The organism is Bradyrhizobium sp. UFLA05-89 (genome assembly GCF_059803475.1).
The window spans coordinates 33,746-50,423 of the sequence record NZ_JBANBA010000033.1 but is presented as its reverse complement, the minus strand read 5'-3'; the positions used below and the strand labels follow the sequence as shown (position 1 = coordinate 50,423).

The window sequence follows — 16,678 nt, the reverse complement described above, 5'->3', positions numbered from 1 at the left end:
TCCTCAGGATGAGGATCGACACGAAACGCCACTGACAAACGGCCCAATCACGACTAGCTAATCTCCAGAATGGCCTTTTCTCCCTCCTCCTTCGCTTCCGAGCGCGCGCCTGGCGCGGGCGTCACTGCGGTGCTCGGGCCGACCAATACCGGCAAGACGCATCTCGCCATCGAGCGGATGCTCGCGCATTCCTCCGGCATGATCGGGCTGCCGCTGCGGCTGCTCGCGCGCGAGGTCTATAACAAGATCGCCGATCGCGCCGGCATCGAGAGCGTCGCGCTCGTCACCGGCGAAGAGAAGATCAAGCCAAAAAATCCGCGCTACTGGGTCTCGACCGTCGAGGCCATGCCGCGCGATCTCGATGTGTCGTTCCTTGCGGTGGACGAAGTGCAGATCGCCGCCGATCTCGAACGCGGCCATGTCTTCACCGATCGCATCCTCAATCGTCGCGGCCGCGACGAGACGCTGCTGCTGGGCGCTGCCACCATGCGCCCGATCATCGAGCGTCTCCTGCCGGGCGCCTCCATGATCACGCGTCCCAGGCTTTCCAGCCTTGAATTTGCCGGCGACCGCAAGATCACGCGGCAGCCGCGGCGCACCGCGATCGTCGCGTTCTCCGCCGATGAGGTCTACGCGATTGCGGAGCTGATCCGCCGCCAGCATGGCGGTGCCGCAGTGGTGCTCGGCTCGCTTTCGCCACGCACGCGCAATGCGCAGGTGGCGATGTTCCAGAACGGCGACGTCGATTATCTCGTCGCCACCGATGCGATCGGCATGGGCCTCAATCTCGACGTCGACCACGTCGCCTTTGCCTCCGACCGCAAGTTCGATGGCTATCAGTTCCGCCGCCTGACGCCGGCCGAGTTCGCGCAGATCGCGGGCCGCGCGGGACGAGCCACGCGCAACGGCACGTTCGGAACAACGGGCCGCTGCGCGCCGTTCGAGCCTGAGCTCGTCAACGCGCTCCAGAATCATACCTTCGATGCGGTGAAGGTCTTGCAGTGGCGCAACTCGAAGCTCGATTTCTCCTCGCTCGGCGCGCTGCAGGTCTCGCTGAACTTGGCCCCCGGCCACGAGGCGCTGACGCGCGCGCCGATTGCCGAGGACATGCGCGTGCTCGATCACGCCGCCCGCGACGGCGAGGTCCGCGACAAGGCGCACGGCAAGGCGGCGGTGGAACGGCTGTGGGAGGCCTGCCAGGTCCCCGACTACCGAAAACTGTCGCCGGCGGCCCATGCCGAGCTCGTCACCACGCTCTACGGCTTCCTGATCGACAAGGGCTGCATCCCCGATTCCTGGTTCGCCGCCCAGGTCGACCAGTCCGACCGCATCGACGGCGACATCGACACGCTGTCGGGCCGGATCGCGCAGATCCGCACCTGGACCTTCGTCGCCAACCGCCCGGACTGGCTGAAAGACCCCGAACGCTGGCAAGGGGTCACGCGGGAGGTCGAAAATAAATTGTCAGATGCGCTCCATGAACGGCTTACAGAGCGTTTCGTTGATCGTCGTACCAGTGTATTGATGCGCCGCCTGCGGGAGAACACGAGCTTGAATACTGAAATCGGCAAGACCGGCGAAGTCATCGTCGAAGGCCACGTCATCGGCCGCCTCGATGGGTTCACCTTTGCACCGGATGCTGCGGAAGCAGGATCCGATGCGAAAGCCTTGCAGGCTGCGGCGCAGGCGGTACTCGCCGGCGAGATCAATGCGCGCGCTGAGAAGCTGTCCGCCGCACCCGACGAACAGTTCGTGCTGACCTCCGAAGGCACCATCCGCTGGACCGGCGATGCCGTGGCGCGTCTCGTTGCCGCAGAGGAAGCGCTGCATCCGCGCTTGCGCATCATCTCCGACGAGCGCCTCACCGGGTCGCCGCGTGAAAAGGTGCAGGCGCGGCTCGAGCTCTGGCTCAAGACGCATATCGAAAAGCTGCTCGGGCCGTTGTTCGAGCTGTCGAAGGCCGAGGACGTCACCGGCATCGCCCGCGGCATCGCCTATCAGCTCGTCGAGGCGCTCGGCGTCCTGGAGCGGCCGAAGATCGCCAACGAGCTGAAGGATCTCGACCAGCCCTCGCGCGCGACCTTGCGCAAATACGGCGTGCGGTTCGGCGCCTATCACCTCTATTTCCCGCAGCTTTTGAAGCCCGCCGGGCGCGCGCTGGCCGCGCTGCTCTGGGCGCTCAAGCACGACAATGTCGATCTGTCGGCGCTGTCGGGCGCGCAGCACCTGGCGAGCTCGGGCCGCACCTCGTTCCCAACAGACAAGGCGTTGCCGCGCGATGCCTATCGCGTGCTCGGCTACAAGCAGTGCGGCGAGCGCGCCGTGCGCGTCGACATCCTCGAGCGCCTTGCCGATCTGATCCGCCCGGCGCTCGCCTGGCGCGAGACCTCGCCCGGCGAGAAGCCGGCCGGCGCGTTCGACGGCCGCAGCTTTGTGGTGACGCAGGCGATGACCTCGCTCACCGGCTCGGCCGGCGAAGATTTCGCCTCGGTGCTGCGCGCGCTCGGCTATCGCATGGAGAAGCGCCCGCCGCTGCCACCGAAGCCGGTGGTCGCCGAGACGGTCGCAGCCGAGACGCCGCCCGTTGAAGGTGTGGCGGAGACGTCGAATGAGACGGTGGCGGAAGCCGTTGCCGAACTGCCGGCGGATGACGCGGCGCCTGCCGTCGAGGCGCCTATTGAGGCTTCGGCCGAGCCGGTTACCGTCGAGGACGCCCCGGGCATGGAGCAGCATGAGGAAGAGCCTCATGCCGAGCCCGCGCTCGAGGCGACGCCCGATGCGCCGGTGACGCCCGAGGATGCGCCCGGCATCGCGCCGCCGGCGGATGAAGCTGCAACCATCGAGGCGGCCACCGAGGCCGCGCCGGCTGATGCTGCCGCCGCCGTGGAAGCTGCCGCATCGACCGATGCCGCCGCGCCTGCGGAAGCTGCGGCAGACGCCGCCCCCGCCGAGCCGCAGCTCGTCGAGGTCTGGCGTCCCGGCGGCCGCCACGAGGACCGCAAGCCGCGCCACGAGCGGCACCGCCCCCGCCATCACCACCAGCCGCGCCCGCAGGAAGGCGCGCAGGCCGCGAGTGCTGCGCCCGGCGAGGCTGCCGAAGGCGCAAAGCCCGGTCATCGTCACGGCGGCGGTCGCAAGGACTTCCGCAAGGGCCGCGAAGAGGGCCAGGGTGGCGGACAAGGCGGCGAGCGCCGCGAGCAGCGTGACGACAAGGGTCGCCGCTTCGAGGGCCAGGATCGTAACAAGGACCGCGACAAGGATCGTGATCGCAACAAGGGCAAGTTCGGTGATCGCGAGGGCGGCCGTGGCCGCGACCGCGACAAGGGCCGCGATCGGCGCGACCGCGAATCCGGTCCGTCGCATCGCCCCTATGCTTCGAGCGCTTCCCCGCGCGAACGCGACCGGCCCATCGATCCGAACTCGCCGTTCGCAAAGCTCGCCGCGCTGAAAGAGCAGCTCGCCGGCCGCAAGGAGTAGCGTAGCGTTTTCAAGCGAAGTGCGGAGCGGTTCGCGTGAAGAAAACGCGTCAAAAGGAATAACTCCCACGACCGAGCGCCAGCGTCTCGACAAATGGCTGTGGCACGCTCGCGTGGTGAAGGCGCGCACGTCTGCGGCCGAACTCGTCGAAAGCGGCCATGTCCGCGTCAACGGCGTGCGCGAGACCTCGCCTGGGCATGCGATCAAGATCGGCGACGTCCTGACCATCGCACTCGATCGCACCGTGCGGGTCATGAAGGTGGTCGCCTTCAACGAGCGGCGCGGCGACGCAAACTCGGCGCGCCTGCTGTATGAGGAGTTGAACGAGCGCAAAGCGTAATTAATTGCGCTTGGTGTTCACTTCTTGGCCGAAGACTTGCGAAAACCAGTCACGATCGGCCGTTCCCGACCTTGCGGCGTGGGTATTTACGCGCTACGCAAGCCGCGAATTTGAGAGAGCTTTTCGGAGCGTTGTGGATGACTTACGTCGTCACTGAAAACTGCATCAAGTGCAAGTACACCGACTGCGTCGAGGTCTGCCCGGTAGATTGCTTCTACGAGGGCGAGAACATGCTGGTCATCCACCCCGATGAATGCATCGATTGCGGCGTGTGCGAGCCGGAATGCCCGGCCGACGCCATCAAGCCGGACACGGAACCGGGGCTCGAAAAATGGCTGGAAGTGAACGCCGAATACGCCAAGAGCTGGCCGAACATCACCCAGAAGAAAGATTCGCCGGAAGACGCGAAGGAATTCGACGGCAAAGAAGGCAAGTTTGAGAAATATTTTTCTCAAAACCCCGGTTCTGGAGACTAACTCGGGTCAAACTTAACCCTAATACCTTAGTCAGCGCCGCAAACAGGCCAGAAGACCCCTAAATCATTGATTTTTGCGGGAAATGTGCTATATTGGGCACATTAAGCCGAACCCCGTCAGCCCCGTTGGCCCCTCTGGGTTCCCGTGAAACCTCATGTCGAACAGGGGCGTGGCAGTTTTCCGCGCGCAGGCTGTGTCACATAAAACGCGTAAAAAGAGTACTTCTGCCAAGGCGTCACATAAGGATGCCAAAAAAGTCGCCGCGGCCAGCCGTAGCGCATCCAAGGGTCGTGCCGCGACTAAGCACACGGCTGCAAAGTCCTCGAAGAAAAGAAGCGCAATGCCTAACAAGACTGCCAAACCGGCCGCGAAAGCGACCGCTGCCAAGCCTGCAGCTCCCAAGGCTGCGGTCAAGCTTGCCGTGAAAGCGCATGTTGCCGCCGCGCCGAAAGTCCCCGTCGCTGCCGCCAAGCCCGCCGTGAAGCCGGCCGCCGCCGCGCCGAAGGTCGAGGAAAAGAAGGTCGTGACCCAGCGCCAGGGCTTCAAGGCCAATGAATTCGTCGTTTATCCCGCTCACGGCGTTGGCCAGATCCTGGCCATCGAGGAGCAGGAGATCGCCGGGGCCAAGCTCGAGCTGTTCGTCATCAACTTCATCAAGGACAAGATGACGCTGCGCGTTCCGACCGCCAAGGTCGCCAATGTCGGCATGCGCAAGCTGTCCGAGCCCGCGCTGGTCAAGAAGGCGCTGGAGACCCTCAAGGGCCGCGCCCGCGTCAAGCGCACCATGTGGTCGCGCCGCGCCCAGGAATACGAAGCGAAGATCAATTCGGGCGACATCGTCGCGATCGCGGAAGTCGTGCGCGACCTCTACCGCTCCGAATCGCAGCCCGAGCAGTCCTACTCGGAACGCCAGCTCTATGAAGCAGCGCTCGATCGTCTCTCCCGCGAGATTGCGGTGGTGCAGCACTCGACCGAGACCGAAGCGGTCAAGGAGATCGAGGCGCAGCTCGCCAAGAGCCCGCGCCGCACCAACGCCAAGGCGGAAGCCGCCGAGGGCGAGGCCGATGCGGATACCGAGGGCGATATCGACGATACCGATGGCGACGATACGGCAGTCGCCGACGAGGCCGCGTAGGCAGCAGCTTCGGCTCGCGGCAAGCAGATCCAAAGCCCGGCCGAACGGCCGGGCTTGTTCGTTTTGGTGCAAGGGCAATCGCCCTCGAAGGCCTGAGTGAAGCAAGGGAGCGGGCGGCCCGATCGTCGTGGGTGCGCAACGGACATCTAGCGAACGGGTCCGTCAGCCCTTATGCTATTGAATTCGGTCGTGAACGGCTTCGCGTCATGACCGCACGGTAGGATGGTCCAGGCCCGTCTGATAGGCGGGCCGTTGGCTTTATAGGAGCCTGGTTATGAGCCGCTCGAACCGTACCGAACATATCCGCCTCACCTCCCATCCGGAGCCCGGCGGAAAGGCGGCTTTCCCGATCCAGTGGGGCGCCGCGGACGCGCGCGCGCGGGGGCCGATCATTGGCACGGTGTCGCGAGCCCCGGACCGCAACGTCATCGGCAGCCATGGCGGTTCCTATGCCGTCTATCGTGCGCTCGCGGTCTCCGCCGGCGCGCTCGATCCAATCCGGCGTCCCGATCTCACCAACACGTTTCCGGCCGCGACCATCGGGCCATTCCCGCAATGGAGCGATCCCTCGAAGATCGTCGCGCTCGATCCCTGGGGGCATCTCGTCGCCGAAAATTTCCGCAAGGAAATCGCGGAAGGTGCCGACATCCGGCCGAGCATCGCGGTGACGCGCGCGCGGCTGGATCTGCCCGAAATCCGCGGTGCGCTGGTCGCCAAACGGCTGAAGCCGGACGGCGAGGTCGTGCACGCCAATGGCAGCGTGTCGGTGGTGAAGATCGCGATCGATCCGGTCTGGTATCTGCCGGGCCTTGCGGTGCGTTTCGGCACCACGGAGACCGAGCTGCGGCGTACCCTGTTCGAGCAGACCGCGGGCATGTTCCCTGAGCTCGTGACGCGGCCCGACATGAAGGTGTTCCTGCCGCCGATCGGCGGCACCACGGTCTACCTGTTCGGCGACGTGACGAAACTGCCCGATCATCGCACCAGGATCACCTGCCGCGTGCATGACGAATGCAACGGCTCCGACGTGTTCGGCTCCGACATCTGCACCTGCCGCCCCTACCTCATTCACGGCATCGAGGAATGCGCGCGCGGCGCGCAGGAGGGCGGGCTTGGGCTCGTCGTCTACAACCGCAAGGAAGGGCGCGCGCTCGGCGAGGTCACGAAATTCCTGGTCTACAATGCGCGCAAGCGCCAGGAGGACGGCGACGCAGCCGCCGCCTATTTCGAGCGGACCGAATGCGTGGCCGGCGTGCAGGATGCACGCTTCCAGCAACTGATGCCGGACACGATCCACTGGCTCGGCTTGAAACGCATCGATCGCTTCCTGTCGATGAGCGACATGAAATATGACGCGCTCACGGGCCAGGGCATCGATATCGTCGAGCGCGTGCCGATCCCGCTGGAGCTCATTCCGGCCGACGCGCATGTCGAGATCGCTGCCAAGAAGGCGGCCGGCTACTACGCCGAAGAGATTCCGACGGCGAAGGATCTGACCGACACGGTCGGACGCTCGCTGGAGAAATATTGAGTCACGTGATGGCGGCGGCCACAGAACGAGAGGCCCGATCGCTGCTCTCCGCGGAAGCAGTCCGCGCGCGCGCCGCGCGGATGCTCGACATCGGCCTCGACGACGGACTGACGCATTTCACGGTTCATCTCGATCGCATGGACGCTGTCGTGGATGCCGTGCTCGCGGTCACGCGACGGTCCTATCCTGCGCTGGATATTCCCTTTCACGCGCGGTGGCGGCACTTCGTCCTCGGTGGCGCCGACCGTTGGTCACGCCTCGCGGACAGCTTGTCCTGGCCGGATCGTGCCGCGCGGGCGCGCGCCGAATTCGATCTCGCCATCGTCAGCGTGTTGCTGGATGCTGGCGCCGGAGCTGACTGGTGTTACCGCGATGCCATGACGGGGCAGCACATCGGGCGCTCCGAGGGGCTTGCGCTGGCAAGCCTCGACATGTTCGAAAGGGGCGCGTTTTCCGCTGACCCGCGCTCTCCCTTCCGCGTCGATGCGGATGTGATCGCGCAACTCCCGCTCGCGCGGCTCGAGTCTGGCTTTCAGGTCACGGACAGCAATCCGCTGCTGGGGCTTGAGGGACGCACGGATTTGTTGCGGCGCTTGGGGCGGCTGGTGGCGTCTCGTCCGCAGATATTCGGTATGCATGATCGGCCACGTCCAGGCGGGTTGTTCGATCATCTCGCTGCCAAGGCGATCGACGGTGCGATCCCCGCGGCGCTCATTCTGTCCGAAGTGCTGAGCCAGCTCGGACCGATCTGGCCGTCGCGACTCGAGCTCGCCGGCATTCCGCTCGGCGATTGCTGGCGCCACCCCGCGATCAAGACCGATGACGCGACCACAGGTCTCGTGCCCCTGCACAAGCTGTCGCAATGGCTGAGCTATTCGCTGATCGAGCCCTTGCAGCGCGCCGGCTTTGACGTGACCGATATCGACGGCCTCACCGGGCTCGCCGAATACCGCAACGGCGGCTTGTTCGTGGATCACGAGGTGCTTCGTCTGCGCGACGTCGCTGATGCCGAGCGTGCGCACGCGGTGGATTCGCTGCTCGTCGTGGAGTGGCGCGCGCTGACGGTCGCGCTGCTCGACCGGCTCGCAGGTGACGTCCGCGCAAAACTCGGTCGCACGCCGGCGTCATTGCCTCTCGCCAGCATTCTGGAAGGCGGCACCTGGGCCGCGGGCCGCGCCATTGCCTTCGCGCGTCGTCCCGACGGCGCGCCGCCGCTCAAGGTGATCAGCGACGGTACGGTTTTCTAGCGCATGGTTCGAAGCTGCCGCATTGCACATCGATAATTTCAGGAGCATCGCGTCATGGAAGGCGTCACGATCGTCGATCATCCCCTGGTCCAGCACAAGCTGACGCTGGTGCGGGACAAGTCCATCTCGACGAAATCCTTCCGTGAGCTCGTCAAGGAGATCGGGATGCTGCTGTGCTACGAGGTCACGCGCGATCTTCCGCTTGCCGAGGTCGTCGTCGACACGCCGCTTGCGCGCATGCAGTCGGCCAAGATCGCCGGTAAGAAGTTGGTGTTCGTTCCGGTGCTGCGCGCAGGCACGACGTTCGTCGACGGCATGATGGACCTGGTCCCGACCGCGCGTGTCGCGCATATCGGGCTCTATCGCGAACCGCACAGCTTCGCGGCCGTCGAATATTTCTTCAAGTCGCCCTCCGACCTCGGCGAACGGCTCGCGATTGTGGTGACGCCGGTGGTCGCAACCGCCAACACGGCGGTGGCCGCAGTCGACCGGCTGAAGGAGCGCGGCGCAAAAGATATCCGGCTGGCTTGCCTGATCGCCGCGCCGGAAGGCCTCGAGCGGATTCGCGGCCTGCATCCGGACGTCCCGATCTGGACTGCGGCCATCGATGAAGGGCTCGACGAGCATGGCTACATCCTGCCCGGCCTCGGCGACGCGGGCGACCGCGCGTATGGTACGAGGTAGGGAAACGGCCAAGGCAGACAATTTCATTTGAATTCCGGCTCCGATCCGCCAATTGCAAGATGCTGGTGAGATACGGGACTTCGAAGCCGCCTTGGGTCAGATAATCGCTTCGCCAGCGAGGTGATCAAATGAAGCAGCCGCAGCTCCTGACGCGCCTTGCCTTGCCGAAGTCCGGCCGGTCGCGAGATGCGCGTGTGCAGCACGTCAATTGGATGAGCGCACTCGTGGCCCTCGGCTGGATGGCCTACATGCTGCATTCGCCTTGCCATGGACAGGAGCCGGGGCGACAAAGTGTCGATACCGGCTCAGGACAACGCGCGTTCAACAATGCATGTCGGACCTGCCATACGACCAAGGACGGCGACAATCGCTTGGGCCCGCATCTGTACAGGATCGTCGGGAGGAAGGCCGGCTCGCTGCAGGGTTATAACTACTCTAGCGCGATGAAGGGGGCGGATCTCGTGTGGGACGAAGAAAAGCTCGAGCGCTTCATCGCCAATCCGGATGAGTTGATACCGGGCAACAGCATGAAGCCATTTGGTGGACTTGCATCTGCCGACGACAGGGCAAAAATAGTTTCCTTCCTGCGATCGGACGCGTCGAGCCAATAGCTTCCCGTTTCACTCGCACGTTCGCCTTCTCACCACCGGCTTCGCCTCTCCCATATTTCCTCACCAATACCACAGGATACCCTCGGTTCGCTTTCGGCCACCGAGACGATCCGGGGCGCCGGTGTCAGGCCGGCGACCTCCATTGCCAACTTGGTTCGGATTGCCTCCTTGAACTTCTCTCGCTCTCTGATCACCAGCATGAACGAGCCTGGGCCTCCAATCACGCAATCCTCGTAATATAAATCGAGGTTATCGATATCCATCATCGAAACCGTCGTTCGTTTCATCATGATCGGCAGGCCGTTAATCGTGATGCCCTTCTCGATCGCCGCATTGCGCGCCTTGGTCACCGGGGGGCCCTCGTTGTTCGCGCCATCACCCGAAATATCGATCACGCGTCGCAGCCCGTGGTACCGATTCTGGTCGAACAGCGGTATTGCAAAATGGATCGCGCCGGAAATCGAGGTGCGCGAACCTCGGCGAACCGGCGTTTGCATGATCTCCGCAGCCAGTGCATCTGCGGATTCCGGGCCGTCGACGAGCCTCCAGGGCACGATGATCTTCTGATCATCCGATGCAGACCATTCGAAATAGGTCACCGCCAATCTCTTGCTCGGCCCGACCTTGAGCGCCTGGAGAAATTCCTCGGAGGTGACGGCCTGCGCATAACCTTCGCGCTGGACGACAAGCTCCTCCTCATCCATCGAGTAGGAGACGTCAACGGCAATGACGAGTTCGGCATCGACGGGTGGCAGAGCGTCCCTGTCGACCAATTGATGCCCGAGATTCCCGACGGCCGTGCTGGCGAAGTTGCCTCCAGCGATAACGCCTGCGATCAGCACCCTCAGGAGCCAGACATACGTGCGCATGGCGATCCTCGTTGGGGTTGTACTTGCACGCGCTTCCTGCACCGCGCGCGCGAGTCCAGTTGATTGCGGATACGTGGACAACCAGTCACTGTGTGGCGAAATGGCGCACCGGACTGCGTTGCCGCCGCTTCGGATAAAGAATGTCCGAGGCGGCTCCTGAAATCATGCTTGCGTCAAAATGGCATCGGCAAAGCTGAAAGTGGTAGCGGGATGATGGGGTCTCACAGGCCCCGCCTAGTCCCGCGCAGAGAACCCTATTGTGGTCAGTTTCGGCGCCTTCCGCTGCGCGATCATGCTCCGACGCGGAGTCAGGACGGCGATCTGATGGGGTGAAGCAGGCATACCAGCAGACTCCAGCGTCGGAGCGGGAGACTGCTCCTCAACCCCGGATGCCCCCATCACCGCAACCTGATGCGACGTGATCGGAAAGCCCATGAGTTCAAAGCTTGGAAGTTCTGCTGCCCCCGCTGAGAAGCCGACTACCATCGCCGGCGCAATTGCAACCATCAAGAACAACTTCTTCATGGCAATCTCCTTCCATCGGCTATGCGCGAAGAGTGAACCAGCTCACATCCCGCCACGATAAATTGAAATATGGTATTTTCCTGCACTCCGTAACTTGCCACTCTAGCGAACGAACGGCAGATCTTCTTGGTCAATTGCGAACGGCAGCTCCGAACCTGGGTACGTGAATTGTCAACACGCTCGGATTGTGGTTCGGCTGAATAAGTTGCCGACTGTGTGCTGATCGGAAGGAGTGACCCGCGTGGCTCTGCGAATCGAGTCAATCAGCAGATGCCTCGACGCTCTTCCGGAGAGGAGTACCATCCGGTGCGTGCGACGACAGGGTATTTGCTCAGCATCTCACGCTCCGCTTTTGCTTCGCGAGGTTCTGAGACGCGTCTGAGGTCGAAGCCCATGAGTGAAACAGGAAAGCACCAGACGTCGGAATGCTTGCCTGAACTCGCAACATTTCGACTTTCGACTGACAAGTTTCCCCAGCGAAAGCGCCTCTCCATGTGGCGCGAGGAATTCGGCGACAAGATTCTTCGGGTCGATATCGAGCCGTTGTCGGATATTCCATTCCACGCCCGGTCGACGTTGCGTATCCTGCCGGGGCTGAATGCGTTCTCTTCCACGTCTTCGCCGCTTCGATTTCGTCGCACAAGCGATGCGGCGGACGCCGATGGATCCATCGCCATCATCATAAACATGACGAAGCGCTCTGTCGTAACTCAGCGGGGTCGGGAGGCGACGCTCCGGGCTGGAGATGCCATCGCAGTGCACCACAGAAGCACCGGGAGCGTGAGCTTCGCAGGAGGAAGCTATTTCGCGCTGGTGATCCCGCGTGCCGAGCTTGCATCGCGCCTTAGCCATATCGATGAGCCGACGATGCAGCCCATCCCGCGCGAGCACACCACCCTCAGGCTCATCAGAAGCTATATGCGTCCACTATGGGACGAGCTTCGCCTGGCGACGTCCGATCTACGTTCTCTGGTCGCGACGCATGTTCACGATCTCGCGGCAATGATGCTGAGTCGGGACTGTCTGTCGGGTGAGAGCAACGCCAGCGCAGTGGTGGCGATCCGATTGGCCGCCGCCTTGGATTACATCGCTGCCCATTTTGACGACCCGGAACTCAATCTGGAAGCGGTGGCGCATAGCCAAGGCGTTTCTCCTCGCTATCTGCAGCGGCTGCTCGAAACCGCGGGGTCATCCTTTACCGCCCAGGTGAACGAGTTGCGCCTGCAACGAGCGTTCGCGCTTTTGACGGAGCCGGCCGCGAGCCCAAGACTGATTTCCGACATTGCATTGGAGGTCGGCTTTTCCGATATCTCCTATTTCAATCGATCGTTTCACTCGCGCTTTGGCGAGTCGCCGAGTGGCATACGGGCTCAGTCAAGAAGGTCCGATTGAGGCCGCTGGACCGGAACTCCGTGGCCGGAGTTCGCCGGCCGAATGATAGCGGTGGCGGTGGTCCGCGCGCTGAACCGTATCCGCCAACCCCGTCGCGATCGCTGCGATCTACGGCTCTCCCGCGCGGGCCTGCGTCCAGATCGCGACCGGCTGCTCGAGGCCGCGGACCGTCTGCGGGGCCTGGGCCATCAGCGGACGAAACGCCTCCTCGGCATCGCCGAGCTCGACCCTGGCGCGCCTGACGAGATCGTCGCTGGCCACCAGCGCGCAGCCGAGCGTGCGCGTCAAGGATTCGAGCCGGCTTGCCGCGTTCACGGTCGAGCCGATCACCGCAAATTCGAGACAGGTGACCCCGATGTCGCCGAGCACCACGGGTCCATAATGCAGGCCAAAGCTGACGCGGATCGGAGACTCGCCGGCCGCCTTGCGCTGCCCGTTCCAGCGATCCGCGGCCGCCATCATCGCCTGCGCGCAGCGTAGTGCGTTGCTGGCATCAAGCTTGCCGACGAAGGGTGTGCCGAAGGTCGCCATCAGCCCGTCGCCGAGATATTTGTCCAGCGTGCCGCTGTGGCGGAACACCTCCTGCTCCATCAGCGCGTGGAATTCGCGCAAGGTGCGCACGACGTCCTCCGGCGTGCGCGCGTCGGCAAAGGCCGTGAAGCCGACGATGTCGACGAACAGCACCGCGACGTTTTGGGTGCGCACCTGCTTCAGCGGCTCGTCGTGCCGCGACAGCTCGTCGACCACGTTTGGCGAGAAATAGCGCGCGAGATTGCCGCGTTCGCGCTCCACCGCGGCATGACGGATCAGGAGATCATTGCTGCGACGCACCGCCAGAGCGAGCGTCGCCGCGACGATCATGAACACGACGATCTCCTGGATGCGCGTGCCGAGCGCGATCGAACTTGGCGAGATCAACTGAAACAGCCTGTGATCGCTGCCGATCGCCGCGGCGATGCGGGCGGTTAGTTCAGGGTCGCGATCGGGTTGCGACCACACCCAGGCAACGCCGATGATCCAAAGAGCCGCGGTCCACGTTCCGACGGCTATGACGGTGCGCCAGGAGTAGGCCAGCGTCGCACCCGACAGCAGCACGAAGAAATAGATGAAGTTGCCCAAATGGAATTGCATCGCCACGGGCAAGCGCGCGGATCCGAACGGATTCGGCACGATGAGGATCAAGGTCAGCAGTGCGAGGTCGCAGAACAACAGCGCCAGCTCCGGCCTCGACACGCCAACCCGGCCAACCCTGACCTGGGCCCAGCCAATCAGGGCGAACAGGCCAAGCAGCGCCACATAATAGAGCTGGTCCCAAACCGGATTGATGTAGATGAGCAGGCAAGCGATCACCGCGAGCGCGACATAGCGCGCCCGCACCGCCAGCCGCAGGCCCTCCTGCTTGGCCGCTGCGAGCGCGGCCTGGGCAAACTCGACGGTTTCGGTCTCGCGCCGATCGCGCGCACGCGGCAATACGGCAGACAGGTCAAGGCGCTCGACAAGCGTGGTCACGGGGTGGTCTCCTCGCGTGGCCTCTGCGGCCGTTGGGCAGCCGCGTAGGATGGTTAGCGTAGCGTAACGCACCTCGTCCGCTTCCGCGAAGACAAACGGTGGTGGGTTGCGCGGACCCGTTGGCTAACCGACCCTACAATCACGGCGAGGGATTCCCGCTCACTTCACCGGCCGCTTCTCGAGCTTTCTTGCCAGCGTGCGGCGGTGCATGCCGAGCCGCCGCGCGGCTTCCGAGATGTTGAAATCGGTCTCGATCAGGGTCTGGTGGATGCGCTCCCACTCCAGCGTCTTGATCGAGGTTGGCCGGCTGTCCAGTGCCACCTCGGCATTGCCTTCGGCCTTCTGGAACGCGGCTTCGATGTCGTCGGTGTTGGAGGGCTTTGCGAGATAGTGGCAGGCTCCGAGCTTGATCGCCTCCACTGCGGTGGCGATGCTGGCAAAGCCCGTGAGCACCACGATCAGCGTGTCGGGATCATGGCTGTGCAGCAGCTCGACGCAGGCAAGCCCCGAGGCGCCGCCGAGCTTGAGGTCGACGACGGCGCGGCCGAACGACTTGTCCTCGAGCTCCTTCCGGACCTCTTCGATCGAGGCCGCAATCACCACGGAATAGCCGCGACGCTCGAACGAGCGCTTCAGCGTGCGCGCGAAGCCAGCATCGTCCTCGACAATGATCAGCGACTGCTCAGGCACCAAAACCGTCTCCGATGGCGAGCGTGGAGAGCGGCAGCACGAGTCGCACGGTGGCGCCGCGCTTTCTGTGGTTCTCCGCGGTCACCATGCCCCCAAGCTTGCGCACGACATTGACCACCAGGAACAGGCCGAGCCCGCCGCCGGCGCGGCCCTTGCTCGACTGGTAGGGCTTTCCGAGCTGCGCCAGCATCTCCGGCGCGAAGCCCTGGCCGCGGTCGCTGATCGACAGCACGAGCTTGTCGTCCTCGCGCTCGGCCAAGAGCTCGACCCACTCGCGCGAGACCTCGTAGGCGTTGTCGAGCACGTTGAAGATCACCTGCTTCAGCGCGATGTCGGAGACGATCGCGACGTCGTCGCCAAACGTGTTGGTGAAGTAGAGCGTGCGCGCCGAGCGCGCGTTGCGCCATTCCTCGACCAGCGCCGTCAGGAAGGCTGCCACGGTCGTCGGCGCCGATCCCTCGCCGCGGGCTTCGCCGGCGGAGACCAGGATGCCCGTCACGATCGATTTGCAGCGTTGCAGCGAGGTCTCCATCTCGGCGAGATCCTCGGCGAGCTCGTGGTCGCCCGCCAGATCCGGCATGCGGCGCCAATCGTTGAGGATCACCGAGAGCGAGGCGAGCGGGGTGCCGAGCTCATGCGCGGCGCCCGAGGCGAGCAGGCCCATGCGGACGATGTGGTCCTGCTCGGCGGCATGCTGGCGCAGCGCCGCCAGATGGGCATCGCGATCGCGCAGGTTCCTGTTGATGCGGGTCACGAACACCACCAGCAGCACCGCGTTGAGCACGAATCCAAAGAGCATCCCGACGACTGTCAGGCTGTAGGTGTCGCTGAGGGGGTTGTGCGGCAGGTCCAGCGGCCGGTAGGCGAGCGTCAGCCAGACGAAGGCGGCGCAGGTCAGTGCCACCAGCGACCAGGTCGAGCGCGCATCGAGCAGCACCGCGCCCAGCGTCACCTGCAACAGGAACAGCGAGGTGAAGGGATTGGTGGCGCCGCCGCTGAGGTAAAGCTGCGCCGTCAGCGCGGCGACGTCCAGCATCAGCGCGACCAGCAGCTCGTTGTTGGTGATCGCGGCGCGATGGCGCACCCAGACCAGGCTCGAAATGTTGAGCAGCACCAGCGCCGAGATCACAGCGCCCATCCGCGTGAGCGGCAGCTCGATGCCAAGCCCGAAATGCGCCGTCCCGATCGTGACGATCTGGCCGACGACCGCGGTCCAGCGCAGCTGGATCAGCAGCGCCATGTTCTTGCGGTTGGTCTCGTCGTCGGTCGGCGCGGGCAGCGACGTCGCGGTCAATTCGGTGCGGCCCTCCACCTGTACGGGAAGCGCGGCCGCGTCATATCCGAGAGAGAGCTTTTCCTTCTCAGGTCGGCTCGACGATCGTTCCAGCATCTGATCCCGTCCCGCGGGCGGCGGCCTCGCCGGCCCTTTCGTGGACAAAGCGCCCGCGGCGGAACAGCCCGCCGCCGAATGTGACGAAGAGTTTACCGGCCAGCATAATGGCCAGAGCAAACCATGTCAGCGCGTAAATCAGGTGGTTATTGGGAAAGCGGATCACGGTCAATCCGCCGATCGGAAAGACGCCGGCATTAGGGGCCGCGTCGGCATCGATGAAGAAGGGCGCGACCTCGCCAAGGCCACGCGTGGCGGCGATCGCCGCGACGTCGCGCGAATACCAGCGGTCATGCGCGGGATCGTTGTCGCGCAGGAAGCCGCCCTTCGGCTCGCTCATGCGCAGGAGGCCGGTGAGCTCGATCGTGCCGGATACGTTACCATCCGGCCGCGTCGCAGGATCACGCTTCTCCACCGGCACGAAGCCGCGATTGATCAAGACGAGTGTGCCGTCGTCGCGCTGAAACGGCGTCAGCACCCAGAAGCCGGCGCCTTCCTCCGTCACGGCTTTGACCAGCGTCTCCCGGTCGTTCAGCAGGCGGCCGGTGACGCTGACGTGGCGGTATTCGTCGGTCGCGGCGGTGACCGCGGGCCAGGTCGCAGGCGGCGGCAACATGGTCGGCGCGGCCTGAACGCGCGTCTCTACGCGGTCGATCAGCGCCAGCTTCCAGGCGCGCCGTTCGATCTGCCAGACGCCGAGGCCGATCAGGATGGCGATGGCGAGGAGGGAGAGCGTCGTGAGCCACAAAGGCGGGCGCGCAGCCCTGGTACGACTGCGCGCTTTCCGTCCGTCGTGTCTCAT

The 16,678-nt window shown here is 64.2% G+C and carries 15 protein-coding genes; 9 read left to right on the top strand and 6 right to left on the bottom strand.

What is annotated here, in order from left to right; all coding sequences use genetic code 11:
- Positions 1-69 precede the first annotated feature (69 nt).
- From SO139_RS19135 to SO139_RS19100, 8 genes are all read left to right on the top strand, one after another.
- Positions 70-3,477 (top strand): helicase-related protein, encoded by a 3,408-nt coding sequence (locus tag SO139_RS19135; protein ID WP_449381112.1) that lies wholly within the window; start codon positions 70-72, stop codon positions 3,475-3,477.
- Between the two features lie 58 nt (positions 3,478-3,535).
- Positions 3,536-3,817, top strand: a complete 282-nt coding sequence (locus tag SO139_RS19130; protein WP_449381180.1) for an RNA-binding S4 domain-containing protein — start codon at positions 3,536-3,538, stop codon at positions 3,815-3,817.
- Between the two features lie 137 nt (positions 3,818-3,954).
- Positions 3,955-4,293, top strand: coding sequence for a ferredoxin FdxA (fdxA, locus tag SO139_RS19125; RefSeq protein WP_027526516.1), 339 nt, complete (start codon positions 3,955-3,957; stop codon positions 4,291-4,293).
- 340 nt (positions 4,294-4,633) lie between these two features.
- Complete coding sequence (locus SO139_RS19120) at positions 4,634-5,428, top strand: CarD family transcriptional regulator (RefSeq protein ID WP_449381113.1); 795 nt, start codon at positions 4,634-4,636, stop codon at positions 5,426-5,428.
- A gap of 274 nt (positions 5,429-5,702) precedes the next feature.
- A complete protein-coding gene (locus SO139_RS19115; protein WP_449381114.1) occupies positions 5,703-6,959 on the top strand; it encodes a GTP cyclohydrolase II in 1,257 nt (418 codons plus the stop codon).
- 8 nt (positions 6,960-6,967) lie between these two features.
- Complete coding sequence (locus tag SO139_RS19110) at positions 6,968-8,206, top strand: URC4/urg3 family protein (RefSeq protein WP_449381115.1); 1,239 nt, start codon at positions 6,968-6,970, stop codon at positions 8,204-8,206.
- A 54-nt stretch (positions 8,207-8,260) separates the two neighbouring features.
- Positions 8,261-8,890 (top strand): uracil phosphoribosyltransferase, encoded by a 630-nt coding sequence (upp, locus tag SO139_RS19105; RefSeq protein WP_449381116.1) that lies wholly within the window; start codon positions 8,261-8,263, stop codon positions 8,888-8,890.
- A gap of 128 nt (positions 8,891-9,018) precedes the next feature.
- Positions 9,019-9,501, top strand: coding sequence for a c-type cytochrome (locus SO139_RS19100; RefSeq protein WP_449381117.1), 483 nt, complete (start codon positions 9,019-9,021; stop codon positions 9,499-9,501).
- Positions 9,502-9,530: 29 nt separating this feature from the next.
- Here the strand turns inward: SO139_RS19100 and SO139_RS19095 are convergent, their stop codons facing one another.
- Both SO139_RS19095 and SO139_RS19090 read right to left on the bottom strand, forming a co-directional pair.
- Positions 9,531-10,370 carry a DUF1194 domain-containing protein gene (locus SO139_RS19095; RefSeq protein ID WP_449381181.1) on the bottom strand — a complete coding sequence of 280 codons (840 nt, stop codon included), beginning with the start codon at positions 10,368-10,370 and terminating at the stop codon, positions 9,531-9,533.
- A gap of 234 nt (positions 10,371-10,604) precedes the next feature.
- Positions 10,605-10,895, bottom strand: coding sequence for a hypothetical protein (locus SO139_RS19090; RefSeq protein ID WP_449381118.1), 291 nt, complete (start codon positions 10,893-10,895; stop codon positions 10,605-10,607).
- A gap of 492 nt (positions 10,896-11,387) precedes the next feature.
- Here SO139_RS19090 and SO139_RS19085 point away from each other — a divergent pair, with 492 nt between their 5' ends.
- Positions 11,388-12,287, top strand: coding sequence for a helix-turn-helix transcriptional regulator (locus SO139_RS19085; protein WP_449381119.1), 900 nt, complete (start codon positions 11,388-11,390; stop codon positions 12,285-12,287).
- A gap of 108 nt (positions 12,288-12,395) precedes the next feature.
- On the opposite strand, the gene SO139_RS19080 is transcribed toward SO139_RS19085, so the two are convergent.
- The 4 genes from SO139_RS19080 to SO139_RS19065 form a co-directional block, all read right to left on the bottom strand.
- Positions 12,396-13,796: an adenylate/guanylate cyclase domain-containing protein gene (locus SO139_RS19080; protein ID WP_449381120.1), complete on the bottom strand. Its 1,401-nt coding sequence runs from the start codon at positions 13,794-13,796 to the stop codon at positions 12,396-12,398.
- A 159-nt stretch (positions 13,797-13,955) separates the two neighbouring features.
- The gene (locus tag SO139_RS19075; protein WP_449381121.1) at positions 13,956-14,489 is read right to left on the bottom strand and encodes a response regulator transcription factor; all 534 of its coding nucleotides are present in this window, start codon (positions 14,487-14,489) and stop codon (positions 13,956-13,958) included.
- Positions 14,479-15,876 carry an ATP-binding protein gene (locus SO139_RS19070; RefSeq protein WP_449381122.1) on the bottom strand — a complete coding sequence of 466 codons (1,398 nt, stop codon included), beginning with the start codon at positions 15,874-15,876 and terminating at the stop codon, positions 14,479-14,481. Before SO139_RS19070 ends, SO139_RS19075 begins: the two co-directional genes overlap by 11 nt.
- Positions 15,848-16,678, bottom strand: a complete 831-nt coding sequence (locus tag SO139_RS19065) for an SURF1 family protein (RefSeq protein WP_449381123.1) — start codon at positions 16,676-16,678, stop codon at positions 15,848-15,850. The genes SO139_RS19070 and SO139_RS19065 overlap by 29 nt, the downstream gene beginning before the upstream one ends.